General features: G+C 40.0%; 22 protein-coding genes. 6 read left to right on the forward strand and 16 right to left on the reverse strand.

Going from position 1 to position 21,624, the window contains the following annotated elements; genetic code table 11:
* Window positions 1–5: 5 nt before the first annotated feature.
* The 11 genes from QQK06_RS03605 to pspA all read right to left on the reverse strand — a co-directional run bounded on the left by QQK06_RS03605 (window position 6) and on the right by pspA (window position 9,522).
* The gene (locus tag QQK06_RS03605; protein WP_284243238.1) at window positions 6–590 is read right to left on the reverse strand and encodes a 1-acyl-sn-glycerol-3-phosphate acyltransferase; all 585 of its coding nucleotides are present in this window, start codon (window positions 588–590) and stop codon (window positions 6–8) included.
* Entirely contained in the window at window positions 591–1,445 is an 855-nt protein-coding gene (locus tag QQK06_RS03610) for a DUF3014 domain-containing protein (protein ID WP_284243239.1), read from the reverse strand. It abuts the gene before it with no gap.
* A gap of 162 nt (window positions 1,446–1,607) precedes the next feature.
* Window positions 1,608–2,246 carry a maleylacetoacetate isomerase gene (gene maiA / locus QQK06_RS03615; RefSeq protein ID WP_284243240.1) on the reverse strand — a complete coding sequence of 213 codons (639 nt, stop codon included), beginning with the start codon at window positions 2,244–2,246 and terminating at the stop codon, window positions 1,608–1,610.
* Between the two features lie 131 nt (window positions 2,247–2,377).
* Window positions 2,378–3,928, reverse strand: a complete 1,551-nt coding sequence (gene tyrR / locus QQK06_RS03620) for a transcriptional regulator TyrR (protein WP_284243241.1) — start codon at window positions 3,926–3,928, stop codon at window positions 2,378–2,380.
* A 126-nt stretch (window positions 3,929–4,054) separates the two neighbouring features.
* A complete protein-coding gene (locus QQK06_RS03625) occupies window positions 4,055–4,399 on the reverse strand; it encodes a 4a-hydroxytetrahydrobiopterin dehydratase (protein ID WP_284243242.1) in 345 nt (114 codons plus the stop codon).
* A gap of 9 nt (window positions 4,400–4,408) precedes the next feature.
* Complete coding sequence (gene phhA, locus QQK06_RS03630) at window positions 4,409–5,248, reverse strand: phenylalanine 4-monooxygenase (protein WP_284243243.1); 840 nt, start codon at window positions 5,246–5,248, stop codon at window positions 4,409–4,411.
* A 282-nt stretch (window positions 5,249–5,530) separates the two neighbouring features.
* Window positions 5,531–6,544, reverse strand: a complete 1,014-nt coding sequence (locus tag QQK06_RS03635; protein WP_284243244.1) for a YcjF family protein — start codon at window positions 6,542–6,544, stop codon at window positions 5,531–5,533.
* Window positions 6,541–7,971: a YcjX family GTP-binding protein gene (locus QQK06_RS03640; RefSeq protein WP_284243245.1), complete on the reverse strand. Its 1,431-nt coding sequence runs from the start codon at window positions 7,969–7,971 to the stop codon at window positions 6,541–6,543. The genes QQK06_RS03635 and QQK06_RS03640 overlap by 4 nt, the downstream gene beginning before the upstream one ends.
* A 148-nt stretch (window positions 7,972–8,119) precedes the next feature.
* Window positions 8,120–8,566 carry an envelope stress response membrane protein PspC gene (pspC, locus tag QQK06_RS03645; protein WP_431313631.1) on the reverse strand — a complete coding sequence of 149 codons (447 nt, stop codon included), beginning with the start codon at window positions 8,564–8,566 and terminating at the stop codon, window positions 8,120–8,122.
* A complete protein-coding gene (gene pspB / locus QQK06_RS03650) occupies window positions 8,563–8,790 on the reverse strand; it encodes an envelope stress response membrane protein PspB (protein WP_284243246.1) in 228 nt (75 codons plus the stop codon). The genes pspC and pspB overlap by 4 nt, the downstream gene beginning before the upstream one ends.
* 60 nt (window positions 8,791–8,850) lie before the next feature.
* Complete coding sequence (gene pspA, locus QQK06_RS03655) at window positions 8,851–9,522, reverse strand: phage shock protein PspA (protein ID WP_284243248.1); 672 nt, start codon at window positions 9,520–9,522, stop codon at window positions 8,851–8,853.
* A 189-nt stretch (window positions 9,523–9,711) separates the two neighbouring features.
* Between pspA and pspF the strand changes: the two genes are divergently transcribed.
* From pspF to QQK06_RS03685, 6 genes are read left to right on the forward strand one after another with little or no spacing between them, the layout of a single operon-like run.
* Window positions 9,712–10,800 carry a phage shock protein operon transcriptional activator gene (gene pspF / locus QQK06_RS03660; RefSeq protein ID WP_284243249.1) on the forward strand — a complete coding sequence of 363 codons (1,089 nt, stop codon included), beginning with the start codon at window positions 9,712–9,714 and terminating at the stop codon, window positions 10,798–10,800.
* A gap of 10 nt (window positions 10,801–10,810) precedes the next feature.
* Window positions 10,811–12,436 carry an ABC transporter substrate-binding protein gene (locus QQK06_RS03665; protein WP_284243250.1) on the forward strand — a complete coding sequence of 542 codons (1,626 nt, stop codon included), beginning with the start codon at window positions 10,811–10,813 and terminating at the stop codon, window positions 12,434–12,436.
* A 1-nt stretch (window position 12,437) separates the two neighbouring features.
* Window positions 12,438–13,466, forward strand: a complete 1,029-nt coding sequence (locus QQK06_RS03670) for an ABC transporter permease (RefSeq protein WP_284243251.1) — start codon at window positions 12,438–12,440, stop codon at window positions 13,464–13,466.
* A complete protein-coding gene (locus QQK06_RS03675) occupies window positions 13,456–14,349 on the forward strand; it encodes an ABC transporter permease subunit (RefSeq protein ID WP_284243252.1) in 894 nt (297 codons plus the stop codon). Before QQK06_RS03670 ends, QQK06_RS03675 begins: the two co-directional genes overlap by 11 nt.
* On the forward strand, window positions 14,349–15,338 hold the full coding sequence (locus QQK06_RS03680; protein ID WP_284243253.1) for a peptide ABC transporter ATP-binding protein: 990 nt from the start codon (window positions 14,349–14,351) through the stop codon (window positions 15,336–15,338). The genes QQK06_RS03675 and QQK06_RS03680 overlap by 1 nt, the downstream gene beginning before the upstream one ends.
* Window position 15,339: 1 nt before the next feature.
* Window positions 15,340–16,122: an ATP-binding cassette domain-containing protein gene (locus QQK06_RS03685; protein ID WP_284243254.1), complete on the forward strand. Its 783-nt coding sequence runs from the start codon at window positions 15,340–15,342 to the stop codon at window positions 16,120–16,122.
* A 78-nt stretch (window positions 16,123–16,200) separates the two neighbouring features.
* Here the strand turns inward: QQK06_RS03685 and QQK06_RS03690 are convergent, their stop codons facing one another.
* From QQK06_RS03690 to narJ, 5 genes are all read right to left on the reverse strand, one after another.
* On the reverse strand, window positions 16,201–18,108 hold the full coding sequence (locus tag QQK06_RS03690) for a SurA N-terminal domain-containing protein (protein WP_284243255.1): 1,908 nt from the start codon (window positions 18,106–18,108) through the stop codon (window positions 16,201–16,203).
* A 338-nt stretch (window positions 18,109–18,446) separates the two neighbouring features.
* Window positions 18,447–19,130: a carbonate dehydratase gene (gene can, locus QQK06_RS03695; protein ID WP_284243256.1), complete on the reverse strand. Its 684-nt coding sequence runs from the start codon at window positions 19,128–19,130 to the stop codon at window positions 18,447–18,449.
* A 17-nt stretch (window positions 19,131–19,147) separates the two neighbouring features.
* The gene (locus QQK06_RS03700; RefSeq protein ID WP_284243257.1) at window positions 19,148–20,092 is read right to left on the reverse strand and encodes a peptidylprolyl isomerase; all 945 of its coding nucleotides are present in this window, start codon (window positions 20,090–20,092) and stop codon (window positions 19,148–19,150) included.
* Between the two features lie 78 nt (window positions 20,093–20,170).
* Window positions 20,171–20,851, reverse strand: a complete 681-nt coding sequence (gene narI / locus QQK06_RS03705) for a respiratory nitrate reductase subunit gamma (protein ID WP_284243258.1) — start codon at window positions 20,849–20,851, stop codon at window positions 20,171–20,173.
* A 2-nt stretch (window positions 20,852–20,853) separates the two neighbouring features.
* On the reverse strand, window positions 20,854–21,618 hold the full coding sequence (gene narJ / locus QQK06_RS03710; RefSeq protein WP_284243259.1) for a nitrate reductase molybdenum cofactor assembly chaperone: 765 nt from the start codon (window positions 21,616–21,618) through the stop codon (window positions 20,854–20,856).
* Between the last annotated feature and the right edge of the window lie 6 nt (window positions 21,619–21,624).

Below are 21,624 nucleotides of genomic sequence, written 5' to 3' on the forward strand. Positions count from 1 at the left end.
TTAAATTAAACTAAGTGCGGATTTTTTGCGCAAACACCTTGATACATAGCCTTAATTTGCACTAATGAACCGTCTATATCATCACTAACATACTGAGCTGACATGATCGTTACTTCTTTTTTATTAAAGTCTAAGCTAACTGGAACTACAGCGACATCAGCTTGTTTAGCAATATGTAAAAAGCCTTTTTTCCACTCAGAAGTTTTACTGCGCGTACCTTCAGGTGCTAAACCAAGGATCATTTTTTCTCGTGCAGCAAACAAATTAACCATTTGTCCGACAATACCGTGAGGATGCGATCGATCAATGCCCACGCCACCAAGTTTTTCCAAAAGCCACTTAAATGGACCAACGAAAATACTGTCCTTACCTAGAAATGTTACGCGGATATTAAGTGCCAGCATCACCAGTATGGCAATAATAAAATCCCAGTTAGAAGTATGTGGTGCAACGATTAAGATAAATTTCTTTTGCTTAGGAAACTGACCAGTAACGCGCCAGTTTAGCCATGCCAATATTTTTTTCGCAAACCAGCAGCTAACAACAAAATGATTTTTAGCTACTTGCTCTGGCACTTTTGGTAGTATCAACTAATCACGTTCTCTTGATATTTTCTCGTTAATTTCAAGTAACACAGACTTGATCACCAGCAGGTTTTCTTTTCCTAACCTCAACATCAACTTATCAGCATCGTCCAGATTTTCTATCTCAGCATCTTTAAATTGATACATCACACTCGGGCGCACAAGCTCTAAACGTTCTTTCGGAATTTCCATATCTAACACTTTACTAATAGCGTCTTGCAAAATATCAGTAAAGTCTTCTTCAGGATAACCAAGTTCACGGTAGGCTTCATCCACTAAAGGCTTTAACTCATAATACCAGCTAACAAGTGTGTCACTGTCGACAGAACGTAACAAATCGACGTATAAACTAAAGCGCCTTGATGAAGTATCATCCCATTTGATCACAACCTCACCGTTCTCATTAATCTCGCGCGCATTGAATCCAGCATTTGGTTTAATTAAGGGGCTATGCTCATAAGCAATAATTCCTTGAGCAAAGTTATCAGTAAACACGACAAAGCGGCGGATCATATCGTCGTCAATCACTAACTTAAGTAATTCTTTGCGCCAGGTAATCGAGGGTAATTTCTCCGTCAGCCAAGCATCACTTTCATCTAAGGTTGGCAACAAAGGTTCAGGCTCAGTTTCAATAACAGGCTGTTCGACAACTTCTGGCTCAGGTTCAAGCGCTATCGGTTCTGGTTCCGGCTCAGGTTCTGGAGCTACTTCAGGCTGAATTTCAACCACAGGTAGTTGCTCAGGTTTTTCCGGTTTTGGCTGATCTTGCATAACAAAATAACCAACAATCACCGCCAAAACGATAACAATAATGCCACCTATCAGCCATCCAGGTGTCGAATTCGTTTGTGTATTTTCCATACCGACCTTAATACTAGCTTTCGCTATCATTAACTATTGAGAAATATCGAACAACTATTGCAACTTTTTTTCCTCTCAGTTGCAAGCACGTTTTAATTATTTGATACATTTAATTGTTATTAATTAGCTCTAGCAAGCAACTATGTCAGATCTAATGGCTAGCTATTGAGCATCCGCTTGATTTTCAGGTAAGGCTTTAATAAATGCCGGTAATTGATTACAGCGCTCAACTATCGCCCGGATAAGAGGATAAGGAGACATATCTAGATTAAATCGATTAGCGTTATACACCTGCGGTACTAGGCAAATATCAGCCATTGTCACTTGATCACCAAAACAATATTGCCCACTGGTTTGTGCTAATTTTTGCTCGATAGCAGCGAAGCCGTTAGCCATCCAGTGATGACTCCAACTCAATTTATCGGCGTCAGAAATATTGAGCTGCTGCGTTAGGTATTGCTGCACTCGTAAATTATTAACCGGATGAATTTCACACGCCACATCCAGCGCTAATGCTTGAACAACCGCTTTATCTTCAATATTTTGTGGATAAAGGGCGACATCGGGATATTTAGCATCTAGATAATCAATAATTGAAATAGACTGATTAAGCGTAAGCTCTCCATCTACGAGTGTTGGCACTAAATGGGTTGGATTTAACGCGACATAATCCTCACTATGCTGCTCTCCGCCATTTTTGACTAAATGTACCGGAATGGATTCAAATTCAATACCTTTTAAATGCAATGCGATGCGCACGCGATAAGCCGCAGAAGAACGCCAGTAACCATATAATTTCATAAAATTTTCCACTTTATTAAATGCAGTCAAATGGTAAGCCATCAACCATTTAACACCAAGCACAGAAAACGCTTAAGCACGCATAAAAATGTTATTGATTGTTTACAATCAGCCTCACCACTATCACAACACTAAATTTTTACCGTTTTCTTATTAATATTATATTCACGCAATTTGTTAGCAATGGCAGTATGGCTTAAGCCTAATTTTTTCGCTAATTGGCGAGTACTTGGGTAAGCCGGGTATAACTTACGCAGCAAATCAGCTTCAAAGCCCTTAACAGCAGCATCTAACGTGCCTTCAAATTCCTGCTCCAGATAGCCATGTTCTCTAGTATAAGCTGGCAATTGCAGGTGATTAGTTTCAATAACATGACCTTCCATTAACGAAACCGCTCTGATCAAGACATTTTCCAGTTGTCTGACATTACCCGGCCAAGGGTAATGCTCGATAAAGTCTCGACAATCATCTGACATACTAACATTCGTTTTACCAATACGCTGGCCAAACTTAGCAATAAAAAACTCTGCAAGCGGAATAATATCTGAGCGTCGCTCTCGTAACGAAGGTATATTAAGACCTAAGACATTTAATCGGTAATAAAGATCTTCCCTAAACTCCCCTTGTGAAACCATCGTCAGTAAATCATGGTTCGTAGAACCAATGATTCTGACATTCACTGTCATTTCTTTCTCATCATCCACCCGGCGAAAGCTACCGTTTTGGATCACACGTAACAATTTGGTCTGCAATTTTGGCGACATTTCACCAACTTCGTCCAAAAATATAGTACCGCCATCAGCCAACTCAAACAGGCCTTTTTTACTATGCTCACTGCTGGGTGACCCTGTACCAAACAATTCTGTTTCTGCCGCCTCATCTGGTAATGAAGCACAGTTTAAGGTCATAAAAGGATTGTCTGCGCGATCACTGGCAGCATGGCATGCATGAGCAATCAGCTCTTTACCGGTTCCGGTTTCTCCGACAATCAGCATAGATGAATCTAACAGCGCCATACGTTTCGCTTCGCGGATCACTTTACGCATCGCGCCACTGCTTGCCTGAATACCAGCAAAATTATTTTCATTCGCTTGTTTAAATGCGCTTATCTGTTGACCTAAACGCGCTTCAGATTTTAAGATCAACACCGCGCCCGCTAAAATGGACTCCCCTGCCGCATCGCTAACATGAATCGGCATAATATCGGCCACATAGTCGTCCTCAACAAATTTTAAACGTCGTGTTTGCGCCAGTACTTCGCCACTATCTAACCAACGATTAAAATTAAAACCTTTTAGCCAGTTACTAACATGTTCACCAATGATCTCATTTTCATCACAACCTATGATGCTGGCAGTGACATTATTTACAATACGAATATGCCCTTTCGCGTCGATTGAGACAAAGGGATCAGGAAAAGTTCGGATCAACGTAGAAAGTTCGTTCTTTTCCCGCTCTGATGGCATATAAGGCGTAGTTTTAACATCTAGCACACCATCAATTAACCTCAGTTGCGGCATAAAGCTTTGCAACTCAGAAAAATCCAGATCTGGAATATTAATAAAAATTTTCCCAGGTTGTTTTAATTCTATGCCCCGCAAATCAATTTGTCGTTCAACAAAAATACTTAAGACATCTTGGGCAATACCGACACGGTCATGACAACCAATTTCCAAACGCATTTAGGTAAACCTTCTCAATTAAAAACCAACAAGCTATTGTAAACTAAATTTTACAATAAAAAAAACCCCCTAATGGTAGGAGGTTTTATCAGATAAATGTAAGTAAATATTACAACAATCGTTTAACTAGTCGCTTAATAGCTGATCTGTCTTGGCCGCACAAATAAAATCATTTTTATGCAAACCTTTAATCGCATGGCTCCACCAAGTGACTGTTACTTTGCCCCACTCTAATAAAATAGCCGGATGATGGAATTCTTGCTCTGCCAGCTCTGAGACTTTATTGGCAAATGCCCACGCTAATTTATAGTTTTTGAATTTATATACCCGTTCCAGCATCATAATGCCATCACGCACTTCTGGTACCCAATCTGGGATTTGTGACATTAATTCATGTAATTCTTCTTCACTCACTTTCGGTGCATCAACGTGACATGCTTCGCATTGCTGCGTAGATAATTGCGAACTCATAATGATTCCTTAACTTGCTATTTTTGATTCTTTTGGTGGAAATTTCGCTTCAAACAAACCTAGTGATTTTGCCTGCTCAACCATTTCCATGATTTCTTCTATTTCATATTCCCGAATAGTATCAAGATCACTAACTTTCGTTAACATATAATAAATTGGCTGCATAATATCGATACGATACGGAGTCCGTAAAACGTCTATCACATTCTCTTTTGTTAACGGCTTACGCTCTACCGATTGATCATGTAACGCATATTGGGTTTCACTCGGTGAAGAAATAATACCACCACCATAAACTCGCAAACCTTCAGCAGTATCTAACAAGCCAAATTCAACAGTAAACCAGTATAAACGGGCTAAAAAAACACGCTGCTCTTTAGTGGCATTTAACCCCATTTTACCATATGCCTCAGTATAATTAGCAAATGAAGAATTAGTCAGTAATGGACAATGACCGAAGATTTCATGAAAAATATCAGGTTCCTGAAGATAATCAAACTCTTCCCTTGAGCGAATAAAGGTAGCAACTGGGAATTTTTTCTCCGACAGCAACCTAAAAAACTCTCCAAATCCTATTAGCGCTGGCACTGGCTCACATTGCCAGCCTGTAGTGCTGCGTAATACTTCACTAACTTCTTCCAATTGTGGGATACGATCTGTCGGTAAATTAAGTTTTTCAAGCCCTGCAATATATTCATCACACGCAGTGCCTTCGATACAAGAAAGCTGACGGGTGATCAGCTCATGCCAAATTTGGTTTTCTTCTGTTGACCAGTCAATAATGCCATTTTCATCAGGCACTCTTGAAACGTAGTTTGTTGCCTTCGCCATTGTTGTAAACCTTTTCAAATAGTTGAACAAAGCTACACTGCACTCTATTTTGAGTATAGTTGATATGAGTGCGGTTATCGTAATTTGCTCAGATAAATTGTAGCTAAGCTACCCCAGTTGTTCTCATCATAAGCGAAGCATTGGCTTGTGACACCAAATTATATTTGGACAAAAAACAAACAATGCTTTTTTTTGTATCATAAAATTTACATGATGATTTACAACAAAAACAAAAAACTTTAAGTTTTAGTTAGTTATAATTCTAAAGAACATTCATAGCACTTAAAAATCTTGATGATTTTATTGATTTTTATTCGCCAGCTGCTTGATCTGACCAATAATTCGCTTTCTAACATCTTTTAATTTAGGAGAGTTATCTTCAAACGGAATAGGACGGCATAATCTCATCGTCTTTAACCCTAAACGCGCCGTTAACATGCCGGCACCTAGACCTTGTGCTAAACGAGCAGATAATTTACCTAACAGATCTGCGCCAATTAAATCGGTTCCCACATCAGCGATGAGTTCCGTTGCCCCTGCATACATCATATTAACGAATACTTGTTTGATAAGCTTGATCCGTGACCAGTAACTTAACCTTAGACCATATAAGTGAGCGATTTCATCGACCATTTTTAAATTACGCCAAAACATCAATAACATATCCAAAATAGCTATCGGACTTAACGCAACTAAAACTACGGATTCAGTTGAAAATTTACTGACTTTCTCTAACGCTTTTTGATCGACTTTGGCTAACACTTGACGAGAATAAAGTTGTATCACTTCTTTATTGGTAAGCTCTTGCTGTACTGAATCTGCCCATTGGTGTTCTTGTTCCGATAGCAAATCAACTGGCAATTGCTCAGTGATCTGCTGACAAAGTTTTTGCGCGCTGCCCTGTTCCGTTGCAGCTAGGTTTTCATCCACTTGCTGTTTAAGCTTCTCCCGGCGTTTTAACTGTCTCAGCCCCTGAAGTTCACGTAACAGGCTGCCACCGGCAACCAAAAATACAACAAGTAGTAACGCCCCGTATAAACTGGCAACAATAGGCTCTTGAGCAAAACCTAATAGAAAAAATTCAACTGTTTCAATTATGACCAACAAACCAACTAATGAAAATAATATTCGCCGCAACCAGCGAGGCTTGGCTGCTTTTTTGATTGGCTCAATCTCCGCAATATCGACTTCAGTTAACTCATCATTTTCAATAAATACTTGCTCATCTAACACCACAGGGGTGTCATTACTGTTTACTTTTGGCGTTTCTTCAAACAAGATTTGTTGTTGAGGTTTGTCTTGTAGCTCACTCATTTAATTTTATCTCCCAACAAAAATTCTAAGACCTGATCCATACGTAAGTGTGGTAACGCCTGGTGTATTGATACAGTTTCTAATGGTGCAAATGCAATGTAATTAAATGACTTATCTTGCCAGTAACTGTGATTAGGAATCAACTGCGGCACCGCGCCAGGAAATAATGTCACCACTTTATTATCCGCTAAAGTGCGCCCTTGTATTACAGGAATATCCCGCCCCTGGTGTTTCCCTTTCCCAGCTTTTGTCGCTTTAACAGACGCAATTGCCAAGGTTGCCATATTGATTTCATCAAAGGTTAATTGATGCTTAGTTTGATGCACTAATTGATTGAGTAAAGCCGTTAAATGCTGATGTTGTTCAGGTGTTACATGATCAGCTTTAGTTGCCGCAAAGAGTAATTTATCAATTTTAGGCGAAAATAGACGAGTTAATAAATCGGATTTACCATAATCAAAGCTTGCCATAATTAAATTTAACGCTTGCTGTAAATCATTGAAACTATCGGGACCAGCGTTTAATGGCGTTAAGCAATCAGCTAATATAATTTGTCGGTCAAAATTAACAAAGTGCTGTTTATAAAAGCGCTTAACCACATGTTCTTTATATTCAATATAGCGCGCTCTCAACATGCCAATCAGGGTATCATCTCCAGCATTTTGATAGGCATCTATATCAATGGATGCAAAATGAGTAAATGGAAAGAATTGTAAAATAGGCGCGCCTGCAAGCTCACCTGGCAATATAAAACGCCCCGGCTGAATAACAGATAAACCAAGCTGATGGCGAAAATACATCAATAACTCTGTGTATTGTGCTGATAACTTAGCTAACTTTTCTTCATCAACTTTTTCAAACGGGTCCAATTGCGCTACCTTGGCAATAAATTCCTGCGCCTTGTCTTTTCGAGCAGGCGTCATTAACAATTGAGCCGTTGCTTCACTCCACTGTTCATAGGTCTGATTGAGTAAAGGAAGATCAAGCAGCCATTCACCCGGGTAATCGGTAATGTCCACATATAAGGTTGCCGTATCCGTGGCATATTTCAGCAATGAATCCTGAGGTTGATAACGTATTGCTAGCCTAAGTTCACTGATCCCTTGCGTTGGCTCTGGCCATTCAGGTAATTCTTGAGTAAAAGCCTGCATCGCTTTTTCATAATCAAAACGCGCGATATGCAGATGCTTTTGCGGTACACGTTTCGCTGCGATGAATCGTCCTTGGTGAATAGGATTAAAAAAGTCTAACTGCGATTGACTGTTTTCATTAACCAGTTGATTAACCAATGAGGTAATAAACGCCGTTTTACCACTTCGACTCAAACCAGTTACCGCCAGGTTGATATGCTGATCTAAGGTACGATTAACCAAATCATTGGCCTTTTGTTTAAACCGTTCCATAGTTTCTTTATTGATCAACGCCATAAAATAATAGTGCTCATTAGCCAATTAAACATTAAAACAACAACCGTCATCTTAACGATTATTTATTAAATTTTACAGAGTTTTAGCAAATTACATTCACCAAAAAAGCGACCTAAGTCGCTTTCTTTTCTTTCGAATATTTTACTAATTACAACCTGTTAATTTCTCTAGATACGGTAAACTCTGGTGAAGTGACATAACGCTCAATTTGACGTAATTCACACTCTAACGTTTTAAACTTACGTCTGATATCGTGAAACGCCTGCTTAGGTGGTTCACCTGCTTGCCAGATCCGAGATTTTACTTTAATCGATTCATTAGTAATATCGAATTTTTCAGCATGTCGCGATTTCGATACCTTACGTTTACAGTTAGCACTGTTGCTTTCTACCGAGCCCGGTTTTTTATCTAAGATAAACCAAGCTGCAATATAAATAACAATAAACCATCCCATACCAAGTAACACACCAGAGACTACAAGTATTCTGACTAACCAAGTCTCCCAACCAAAATAATCGGCTAAGCCAGCACAGACTCCTGCGATTTTACCCTGGCTTGGATTACGATATAATTCGCCTCGGCCTTTATCTATCATACCTTGTCCCTCCAATCAGGGGTTTCGGCATCCAAAATAGCTTCTAGCGTTTTAATTCTATCAGCCATTTTATCTGCCAACTCAGATAATTCAGATAATTGAATGTATTCTTCTTCTGTTAAACCCTGGCTAATTTGTCGCTTGCTACGATAATGGAGAATCAACCAAATCGGTGCTACAACTAACATAAATATGATGACGGGGGCTACAATAATCTCTTCCACGCTACTTCTCCTTACCTAATAACAAACGCAACTCAAATACAGATATATTACCATCAATGCTTACTTAGACTTTTTATCTGATTTCATTTTAGCTTTCAATTGCGCTAATTCATCGTCAATATTTTCATCAGCTTCTAATTCCGCAATTTCATCTGCTAATGACTTACTTCCCATATCATAAGCTTCAACTTGCGATTCAATATCATCAATTTTACGTTCGTAACTGTCAAAGCGGCTTAAAGCATCATTCACACGCTCGCTATCAATATTGCGTTTGACTTTTAATCGAGAAGTAGCCGTTTTTTCCCGCATAATAATCGCTTTTTGTCGCGCTTTAGCATCAGCTAACTTTTCTTGTAACTGTGAAATCTCATCCTGTAATTTCGCAATATGCTGCTCAACATGACTCAATTCATCTTCTAATGATTCGGCACTTTCAACACATTTTTTCTTTTCAATTAATGCGGCACGAGCTAAGTCATCTCTACCTTTACTTAATGCAAGTTCTGCTTTTTCCTGCCATTGTTCAGCATCTTTTTCAAAACGTTGCGCCTGACGAGAAAGTTCCTTTTTATCCGCTAATGTTTTCGCCGATGAAGAACGCACTTCAACTAGCGTGTCTTCCATTTCCTGAATAATCAAACGTACCATTTTAGCCGGGTCTTCGGCTTTATCTAGTAAGTTGTTGATATTAGAATTAATAATATCGGTAAACCGTGAAAAAATACCCATAACTACTTCCTCATTAACATTAATTTTTTCAATCTAACAAACAAGTATTCATGTTTCACGCCAATTTGAAAAAAAACGTTAATCGCTTGTTTTAACTAATTTTATTGAAATATCAAAAAACACTTTCATCCTGTCTGTTAATAAAATACACTATTTGTTAGCCAAAAAAACCAATAATTAGGTCAAGCAATGTCACGCTTTAGCCAACAAGATAATCTTATTGGACAGTCCAATAGTTTTTTAGAAGTACTAGAACAAATTTCACAAATCGCGCCATTAAGCAAACCGGTGTTGATTATTGGTGAGCGAGGAACTGGTAAAGAGCTAGTTGCAGCACGTTTGCATTACTTATCCAAGCGCTGGGATCAAAATTACTTAAAACTAAATTGTGCCGCCTTAAATGAAAATCTGTTGGAAAGTGAATTATTTGGTTATGAAAGTGGTGCTTTTACCGGTGCAAATAAACGTCATGAAGGTCGATTCGAGCGTGCAGATAAAGGTACCTTATTTTTAGATGAAGTAGCCAATACCACAGGCTTGATCCAGGAAAAATTACTCAGAGTTGTAGAGTACGGTGAGTTTGAACGGGTCGGTGGCTCACGCACCATAAAAACAAATGCCCGATTAATCGCTGCAACCAATGAAGATCTACCTTCTATGGCTGATGCCGGCGAATTTAGAGCAGATTTACTCGATAGATTGGCATTTGACGTGATCACACTGCCGCCATTAAGGGAAAGAATCGAAGATATTTTGCTACTGGCAGAACACTTCGCCATCAATATGGCGCGCGAATTAGAATTCGAACTCTTTAGTGGTTTTACCGAAAAAGCAAAAAAATCCATGCTGGACTATCACTGGCCAGGTAATATCCGTGAACTTAAAAACGTAGTAGAGCGCAGTGTTTATCGCTGTAACAATCCTCATTTACCAGTGCATGATCTAGTGATTGATCCATTCGAATCCCCTTATCGTCCATCACAACGAGTTAAGACCCAAGACAGAGTTATTCAGCAACCTGTCGTGCCAGCGAAGCAGTCGGAAGCAACTTCAGAAGAGGTTGACGTACCAGCACTTAATGTTAAACAGTCACTAGAGTTTCCATTATCTTTAAAGTCGTTGTCACAAAACTACGAAATAGATTTGATCAAATCAGCACTAGAAAATTGTCAGTATAATCAAAAGAAAACCGCCGATGCCTTAGAATTGACCTATCATCAGTTAAGGGGATATTTAAAAAAATATAACTTACTTGAAACCAATGTTGGTGAAGAATAAGGAAGCTAACGTGACCAAGTTCACACCTTATCAGCCTTTATATCTACTGTGCACTTTACTGCTATTCACATTGTTTGGCTGTGATTTAAGCAATGAAGTATCGTTAAGTGAAAACAGCGTAATTTATTGTAGCGAAGGCTCTCCGGAAGTGTTCAATCCTCAGCTGGTAACATCCGGAGTTACTATCGATGCGACATCAAAGCAATTATATAATCAACTAATAACCTTTAGTGCATCAGACAACACTATTGCTCCGTCACTTGCTAAGTCTTGGCATGTCACTCGTGACAATAAGCGCATCACTTTTTACTTACGAAAAGATGTACATTTTCACCAGACCAATTATTTTACCCCGACCCGGCCCCTCAATGCCGACGATGTGCTGTTTAGTTTTAATCGTATTTTAGATAGTAATAACCCGTTTCATCAAATCTCAGGTGGTAAATATCCTTTTTTTCAAAGTGTTGACTTTAGTGAGTTAATCGATTCAATCGAAAAAATTAATGATTATACCGTACGCTTTAACCTTAAGCGGGCTGACAGCTCATTTTTAGCAAACTTAGCTACCGACTTCGCCATTATTTTATCCAAAGAATATGCCGAACAATTAATGAAATTAAACCTGCCTGACTTAATAGATAATCTGCCGATAGGAACCGGCCCATTTAAGTTAAAAGAATATCGTACCGGCTCATTTATCCGCTTTAGTCCGCATAGCCAGTACTGGAATGGTGCCCCCCAGATAAACCAGTTATTGTTTGATATAACACCTAGTAATACCGGTCGGCTAACAAAATTACTTGCCGGAGAATGTGATGTAATTGCCTACCCTATTGCGCAGGAAAAAATCAGAAACAATCCTCAGTTGTCGCTTGATCAGGTTACCGCATTTAATATTGGTTATTTAGGCTTTAATACTACTAAGTTTCCATTTGACAATAAACTGGTCAGAAAAGCCGTTGCCCATGCGATTAATAAACAAGCAATTTTAGATACCGTTTATTTTGGTGATGCCGAAGGTGTTGCTGCCAGCACTATAATTCCGCCATCCTCATGGGCTTATGACGACAAAATCCCGGTAATAGAGTACTCAGTATCAAAAGCGAAAATATTGTTAGAGCAAGCGGGATTAAGCGATGGCTTTACTATCGATTTATGGGCGATGCCGGTACAACGCGCCTACAACCCAGATGCTGTGACTATGGCCAAACTGATCCAGGCTGACTTAAAAAAAATCGGTATAACCGTCAATATTATCAGCTTTAACTGGCAGGAGTTTTTACGCCGACTGGCATTGGGTCAGCATCAATCCGTATTACTCGGTTGGAGTGCCGATCATCCGGATCCCGATAACTTTTTTACCCCACTGTTGAGTTGCCGTTCTGCAGAAACCGGTAACAACAGAACTTTTTGGTGTAATCAGGCATTTGATCACTTGCTCCAACAAGCCTTGGCAACGACTGATGTTACAGAGCGTAAAGCCTTTTATCATCAAGCACTGCAAATTATTCATAAAGAACTACCGCTATTTCCGATTGCCCACTCTAAACGTTTTCAGGCGCGCTCCAATAATATTCACGGCAAACTACTTAATTCATTTGGTGGTATTGATTTTAGCGGGGTAAGCAAAAATTAATATGCTTATTTTTACCTTAAGACGACTCAACCTGTTTTTATTCACCTTAGTGTTATTAACCGTTTTGTCTTTCAGTTTGAGTTTTCTATCCCCAGGCGATCAGATCACCAATATTTCAGGTCAAATCAACGCCACTCCCGAGCATATTGAACTGGTTGCATTACAGTACAGCAAACATGAATCAATACTTATTCAGTACTGGGTTTATATTAAACACTTGGTAAATGGTGACTGGGGCGTTTCTATGCACAGCCAAATGCCAATCGCAGAAGAAATTCTTAACCACCTGCCCGCCACGATGGAACTTAGCTTAGTAGCATTATTGATTGCGATGTTAATTGGTATTCCAATTGGTTTTATCGCGGCTGCACATCACAGAAAAGTAGCTGATAACATCATATTATCCTTTGCCATGATAGGTTACTCCATTCCTATCTTTTGGCTAGGACTACTGGCGATATTGATATTCTCTATTCAGCTGGCCTGGCTACCTTCCGCCGGACAAATCAGCCTAGTCTATGAAATAGAACAAGTGACCGGCTTTCAATTTATCGATATTTTACTGAGCGACAATCCTTATAAGTGGCAAGCATTTCAAAATGCCAGTGCTCATATCATTTTACCGGCTACTGTTATCGCGATAGCTCCCGCGACCATATTTATCCGACTTGCCCGTACAGCGATGCTTAACGTGTTAGATACTCATTATATCAAGGCTGCGATGGCAAAAGGTTTAACACGCCAACAAATCATTATGCGCCATGCCATTCGCAACTCATTAGTTGATGTTATCAGAGATGTTGGTTTGCAATTTGCCAATCTAGTGACTTTGGCAATGGTGACAGAAGTGATATTTAGCTGGCCTGGTATCGGCAGATGGTTAATAGAAAGCATTTATCAACGAGATTATACCGCGATTCAAGGAGGCTTACTGGCGCTATCGAGTTTTATTTTTATCGTCCATATTCTGACTGACTTTATTTATGCTTCACTTAATCCATTAGCACGAGAGGCCAAATATGGCTCGTAGTAAGATTTATCAGGAAGAAGAATTTCCTACACCACTGGTGCAGCTATGGCAGAACTTTCGCCAGTCTCCAGCGGTGATGATAGCCTTTGGCTGTTTTATTTTCTTATCCGCCATGGCGGTTTTTTCACCGATAGTTTCTCCCTACTCTCCTGTTACCAATCACTTAGATACCTTATTGCTACCTCCGTCGTGGCACGATGATGGAGATATTAGCTTTTTACTTGGCACCGACAATTTAGGGCGGGATATGCTCTCGCGATTAATGCACGGCGCTTCGTTAACTTTTGGATTAAGCTTTATCGTTGTTATTATTTCGCTTGTTATCGGGGTGATTATCGGTTCATTTTCCGCATTAACTAAAGGGATAAAATCGAGCTTTCTCAATCATTTCCTCGATGTTATTTTATCTATCCCGTCATTGTTGCTGGCCATTATAATCGTCGCGCTACTTGGCCCTGGCTTAAATAACACTTTATGGGCTATCGTCATGGTACTGATCCCACAATTTATTCATATCACTCGTAATGCCGTTAAAGAAGAGTTTAGAAAAGATTATGTTTTAGCCTCACGTCTAGATGGTGCAAATTCATTTCGTATCCTTTATTACTCGATATTTCCTAACATTATTGAAAAACTGATCAGTCAGGCAACTCTGGCTCAATCTGCCGCTATTCTAGACATTGCTACCCTAGGCTTTTTAGGTCTGGGCGCCCCAATCCCCTTACCAGAATGGGGCGCTATGCTCGCAAACGGTATCGATCTGTTCTATATCGCCCCCTGGACCGTTTATCTGCCAGGACTTGCTATTTTATTTTCAGTGGTAGCGACAAATTTAGTCGGCGAAGGTATGCGCCATGCGATTAAACAACGTAAGGAGAGCTAATGAATCTGCTTGATGTTCGCAATCTGTCGATCAAATTAGTTACAGGCAGCACTCCTATTTTAGCCGTTGACAGAGTCAGTTTAACCATGAAAGAAGGAGAAGTACGTGGCCTGGTAGGGGAATCAGGCTCAGGAAAATCATTATTAGCACAGGCGATTATGGGCGTACTTGATGATAAATGGCAGGTAAAGGCTGACCGCTTTCACTGGCGCGGCAATGACCTAATGCGCTTATCGCCGGAAGAACGAAAAATGGTGATAGCCAAGGATGTTGCCATGATATTTCAGGAGCCAATGGCCTGTTTAGATCCAACAAAAACAATCGGTGAACAGTTAGCTGAAGCGGTTGATGAAGAACAACTCAGCGGTTTTTTCTGGCAAAAAAATAAGCAGCGACAATTAGCAGCCACTAAGTTACTTCATAAAGTCGGCATTAAACAACATGAAAAATGCACCAGGAGTTACCCTCACCAATTAACTGACGCCCTGTGTCAACGGGTCATGATAGCAATGGCTTTAGCAAGAAGACCCTTACTACTCATTGCTGACGAACCAACAGCAGCGATGGAAAGTACCAATCAGGGGCAAATTTTTCGCTTGCTTGCTAGTTTGAATCAACTTAAAAACATGTCGATACTTTTGATCAGCCACGATTTAGAAACGGTTACCCATTGGACCAATACTATTACCGTAATGTACAGCGGTCAGTCTGTCGAAGCAGGAACTACAGAGCAGATCTTTAACCAGCCCTATCATCCTTATACTCGCGCTTTAGTCGATAGCAGTCCAAAGGCTAACATGCATATTCCGGTGAAATCACGGTTAATGACCTTACCGGGCAGCATCCCGATCTTACAGCACCTGCCGATAGGTTGCAGACTTGGCCCTCGGTGCCCGAAAGCACAACGAGCTTGTGTTAAGGCACCTAAAGTGAAGAATTATCACGGTCATCAAGTCAGTTGTCATTATTCGTTAAAGGATGATTATTAGTATGACCTGCCTATTAGAAGTTAGTAATTTAAGTAAAAACTACCAGATCGCTAAGTTTCCTTTTAAGCGTCAAACCGTGGCGGCATTGGAGCCAATGTCATTTGAAATTCCAGCCCACAAAACGCTGGCAATTATTGGTGAAACCGGTTCAGGTAAATCAACATTAGCAAAACTGTTAGTTGGTGCAGAAAAACCGACTACCGGAAAAATTAAACTCAATGGTCAGATGCTCTATCACGGTAACTTTAAACAACGTTGCCAGCATATCCGGATGATATTTCAAGACTCGGGCACCACTCTAAATCCCAGTCTTACTATTCACCAGTTACTGGATGAACCTTTACTATTAAATACCGATCTTGATGAAGAACAGCGGGCAGCACTGATCCGTGAAACTTTGCAAAAAGTTGGCTTATTGGCAGAACATATGAACTTCTACCCTCATATGTTTTCAGGAGGGCAAAAACAACGGATATCCCTTGCCCGGGCAATTATTTTAAAACCCCAAGTGATTATCCTGGATGAAGCTCTGGCGGCACTAGATCCGTCGCTACGTTCACAAATGATCAACTTGCTACTCGATCTGCAGCAACAAATGGGCCTGGCCTTTGTGCTGATCTCCCATAATTTAGGCATAGTCAGACATTTTAGTGACTACATGATGGTGTTGTGTAAAGGACAAGTCGTTGAAATGGGCAATACCCTAGATGTACTGAAAAAGCCGAAACATAAATATACAAAAAAGCTTATTATGAGTCAGCATTTCCAATTATTAAATAGATAGCCTTATTTAAATGCGAGGCATCAGACAATAAAAAAGGCTGCTCATGCAGCCTTTTCAATACCAGTTCAATTAATTATATTATAACTGACTTGTACTAGTGATATTCTCACGTTTACTGATCTCAGCCTGCTCACGTAGTGCTTCAACATAACTTTGATAAGCCGCTTGTGCCAATTGCTGACTATACTGCTGTTCAAAGCTTGCCGGTGCTTGCTCATCACCTTGCGAAACCGCAGTTACTTCAATTAATGCAATATCACCATTATTTAATTTCACGGTTGTTGCAACAACTGCATCAGCGACCGGATGAGGTAATTTAAATGCTTCACGAACAATACTGGCATCAAGGTCACTGCCATAACGAGCAACGGCTGCTTTCTCTTCAAAGCTGGCATTATTTGCTGTTAATTGCGCACTAATATCATCACCTGCTTTATGTGTAGCTAAAAGTTCATCCGCCAATAACTGTGCTTTTTCTGCAGATTTTTGCTGTACTAAAATCGTTTTGATTTGCTCAGATACTTGCTCAAGTGGTTTAGTATTAGCGGCCTGATATTCATTTAAACGAACAACAAGCACTAATGAATCACTGACTTCAATAATATCTGAGTTTAAGCGCTCATTTAGCACTAAATCTGAAAATGCAGCGTCAATTACTTTAGCGTTATCAAAAGGTGCCGCATTGCCAAAACGAGACAACCAGGCTGAAGTTTTAACTTCAACACCAACCGCATTTGCTGCATCTTCTAGGCTATCAGGAAATTCAAAACTTAATTGCGCCGCTTGTTGCTGTAGCTCAAAAAACTTATCTTGTGCTTTCTGTGTGCTCACTGCAATTGCGATCTCTTCTTTGACATCAGCAAGAGTTTTCACTTGCTCAGCTTTAAACTCAGTCAGTTTAATTAAGTGGAAACCTGATTCAGACTCAACAATATCAGTAACGGCATTAACATCAGTTAACGCTGTAACAGCTTGATCAAATGCTTCACCATTGATACCAGCTTCAAACCATTCCAGATCACCACCATTTTCACCACTGAAGGTATCATCAGATAAAGCGTTAGCTAATTCGCCAAAATCTTCACCATTGTTAAGACGGGTTTGAATATCGGCAATTTTAGTTTTTGCTGTTGCTTTATCATCACCAAACTCAATCAATATATGGGCAATACGGCGTTGTTCAGGTTGACGATAATTGACTATATTTTGTTGGTAGTAACTTTCAAGATCACTATCGTTGACTTCAATATCTTTGGCTAAGTCATTAACATCAAGTGCGATATAATTAACTTTAACCTTTTCCTGATTTTCAAAACGCCCAGGATTTGCTAAATAATAATCGTTAATTTCAGCTTCAGTAACTTCAACACCTTGCTCAAACTGCTTAGCTGAAATAGTAGCAAAGCGAATATCACGTTTCTGATTTTGTAATGTCGTTAATAATGACGTTTGATAAGGTAAAGCAAACTCACTACTGACCAAAGCTTGTGTCAATTGACGACGTGTCATTTCAACACGTAAGTAATCACGAAAGTCAGACGACTGATAAAAGCCCTCCTGATTGATACGTGCCAAATAACGGTTATTATCAAACTGGCCTTCAACCTGAAACGCTGGCATTTCACGAATAGTTTGTTTAATACGTTCATCAGAAATTCGTATTGCCATATCACGAGATGCTTGATCGACTAATAACTGATTAACGAGATTTTCAACTACACTATCACGCATCTGCGCCATATAGTTTGCATCATTTGATAAAGTTTCAAACATCTCACCAAATTGCTGCGCCATACGAGCACGCTGCGTCTGATAAGCTTTCTCAAATTCAGCCTGCGAAATTTTCTCACCGTTAACTTCAGCCACTGATGTGTCAACACTGTTGGTATAACTACCGATACCTGCAACAGCAAAAGTTAAAATAATAAAACCAAGAATAATTTTAGCGACTAATCCTTGAGAATTTTCTCTAATATTTTCTAACATCTTTTTCTCTTTACACTCAGTGTATTTTTTAAATATTGATACCGACTGGTAACGCTACGCGCGATTCTATCAGATGCACCCTCTCCCTTGAAGCCACAGATGATAATAATCGTAAAACTTTTTGCCTCAATAAAACAAAAGACCATCCTAAGATGATCTTGACAAGATTTTTAGGCAAATTATCACGCTAAGGTAAAAATCGTGACAAAGCCAAATCATAGGATAACTGATACGACTTGGCGTTGGAGCATAAATGAAACACTAAAAGAAAGCAACATTAGCACAGCCGAGCTGCAATAAATTTAAGCAGCCAATCAAGGCCTTGCCACTCAATTTTTTCAGACTTGACAACTAATACTGCTATCAACTTTAGGGCGGGAATCGCTGTTAGTCGGAGTTAAATGATAACAAGAGGCAACATCCGATAAACTGTTCACTGTGACCTGTAAATCCTTAATTTGTCCATCACAAATCGAATAAATCCAGCCGTGAATTTCCAGAGACTGTCCGCGCTGCCATGCATGTTGTACGACTTTAGTTCTTGCGAGATGGCTAACTTGTTCAATAACATTAAGTTCACATAAACGATTCACTTTTTGCTGCCGAAACCTTAAGGCGTCTATTTCTTGCTGATGTTTAACGTAAATGTCTTTAATTTGTCCAAGCCAGTTATCAACCAGCCCATGTTCTTCATTCCCCATCGCCGCTTGCACACCGCCACAACCATAATGACCACATACGATAACGTGTTTAACCTTGAGTATTTCTACGGCGTACTGCAACACAGATAAACAGTTAAAATCTGTCGCCTGTACCGAATTAGCAATATTGCGATGAACAAATAATTCTCCAGGTGCCAAACCAACAATTTCATTCGCCGGTACACGAGAATCGGAACAGCCAATCCACAAATATTCTGGATATTGCTGAGCTGCAAGTCGATGAAAAAAATCACCGTCTTGTTCAACACAGGTCTTAGACCAGTTGATATTGTTTGCCAGTAACTGAGTAATTTCTGTCATATTTCTAATATGCTGTACTATTGGATCAACGGTGAATTTTCATAGTCAAAGTTAAAGCCTTTAATATCTGCGGCTTTGATTAACTGCTGCATATATTGAGCAATGGTTTTACGTTTAACCTTTTCGTTTAAATACTCAGATACCTTGTCTTTTACATAATCAAAAGGCAGCTCAGCGCCATCTATTTTTCGTTCTATCAAAACAATATGAAAGCCATATCGCGTTTCAATAGGATAATCAATTAATCCAGCTTGGGCTTTAAAAATATGACGTTCAAACTCTGCAACCGTTTGACCTTGTGAAACTTGTCCAAGGTTTCCAGACATCGCTTTTGATGGGCATGCCGAATGGGCTGTGACCATATCATTAAAACACGCTGGTTCCTCCTGAATACGGTTAATCATCTCCTCAGCAACATCTTTTAAACGAATACGTTCAGTGACATCATCCGGTGCCGCGGCTAATAAAATATGACGTAATTCAACCAGCGGAGAGGTGGTAAACTTCCCTTTATTTTGTTGATAAAAACGCTGACATTCTGCTGTCGATGCCGACGGAGTGATGCGCTCATGCGCTATCAGTTGATTAATCAACTGATATTCAGATGCCGTATCTAACGACATAGGGTCGTAATCAATTGCCAGCTCATCTGCCTTTTGTTTAATTAACTCACCAATAATTAAATACTCCGCCGCTTTTACCATACTCTGACGCTTAGTATCTGCAGGGTGATATTGCATTTCACCTAGCACCTGGCTTTCAGTAATTTCAATGCCATTAACTAAAATTTCCGGCACTTCAGCAGGAATATTCTTCGCACGCTCGGCGGCTTGTAAGTCTTGTTGTGCTTCGGTAAATTCACCATAGTTAACGGCCGGGTTACTGATCTCATCAGCTTGTGAATGTTGACAAGATGAATGGTTTTGTTCTTGGGCTATAGGTGCGGCATTGATAATTTCCATCACACTTCCTTAAACGTTAGCTGAAAAATAGATTAAGCCAGATAAAATGACTCTGGCTTAATCGGCTGGCTGATACCGCTATTTTGCGCGTACTATCTGATAATTACGACCAAAGTATTTCACCGGTACGCTCCAGATATGAACTAAACGACTGAATGGGAACAAGACAAACAATGTCATACCCAACAAAATGTGCAGCTTATAAATCAAACCAACACTGCTGAGTGACATCGCCGCTTCAGTCAGATCAAAGGTCACGATATTCTGTGCCCAGCTCATCATTTTCAGCATTTCACTGCCGTCTAAATGACTGAAAGAGAATAAAATACTGATCAAACCAAGCGCTAATTGAATAAAGATAAGAACCAAGATCAAAATATCCATAGTGGTACTGGTTGCCCGGACACGCGGATTATTTAACCGGCGATTCAATAAGATCAAAATGCCATATAAACAAATTAAGCCAAAGAAGCCACCGGCGCCCATCGCGATCAACTGTTTAGTTGCTGCTGTTACACCAAGCGCGTGCCATACTTGTGACGGCGTCAGCAAACCAACAAAGTGACCGGCTAGCACTGCCATAATACCAATATGAAATGCCATCGAGCCTTTTTTAATGCCTTTACCTTCCAGCATCTGGCTTGAACCGGTTTTCCAAGTGTATTGCTCACGGTCATAACGAAGCATAGAACCGACAATAAAAATAGTTAATGCAATATAAGGATAAAGTCCAAATAACAGCGTATTTAAGTAATCCATGATTAATTACCTCCTGATACAGTTACCGCTGACACGTTTTCTTTCGCCACTGTGTCGGCAACAATTGCATCAATAAATTGAATAGGAACATCTTGATCGCGGCGTTGGGCTGGAGATGGTTTATTAACAGCAGTGCCACAGGCATCACTATTGGCATCAGGACCAAATTTCACCATTTCTTCTTCCCAAACCTTATCGATGGCTTCTTTAGTGTCATCACGTTTTTCACCTTTAACCTGCTCAGCAAGATCGGCATAATCGATATCAGCCTGAGCAAGGTTAACCAGTGCGCTAAACAAAGCGGCATATTCGCTGTCACGTTTTTCCAGACGCACTTTCAGCAGTGCAAGAATATGCGCAACATCTTGTAACCAACCGCGAGCATTAGCTGCACCTTGAGTAGAAACAAACTCTAAAAACAGCGGAATATAATCCGGTAATTCACGAAGGCCGATATCCAGACCCGCGGCCTTATATTGTGCAATCAGATCTATCATCGCCTGACCACGATCACGGCTTTCACCGTGAATGTGTTCAAAAAGCAATAATGACAGCGTACGGCCACGTTCAAACATCGCATCATAGTCCGACTGCCAATCTAGTAAATCCATCGAAAAACGCTGCTCAACAAAGTTGAGCAATCCCGCTTTGTCGTCTGCAGTCAGGTGTTCATCGCTTTCAATAAAACCAACTACGTCTGCCTTCGCATTTACCAGTTCTTCTGTTGGATAATCAATCAAACGAGAGATCAAAGCTAAAATATCCATACAACC

Origin of the sequence: Thalassotalea insulae (assembly GCF_030161395.1) — a bacterium.
In the GTDB taxonomy this organism is placed as follows: domain Bacteria; phylum Pseudomonadota; class Gammaproteobacteria; order Enterobacterales; family Alteromonadaceae; genus Thalassotalea_E; species Thalassotalea_E insulae.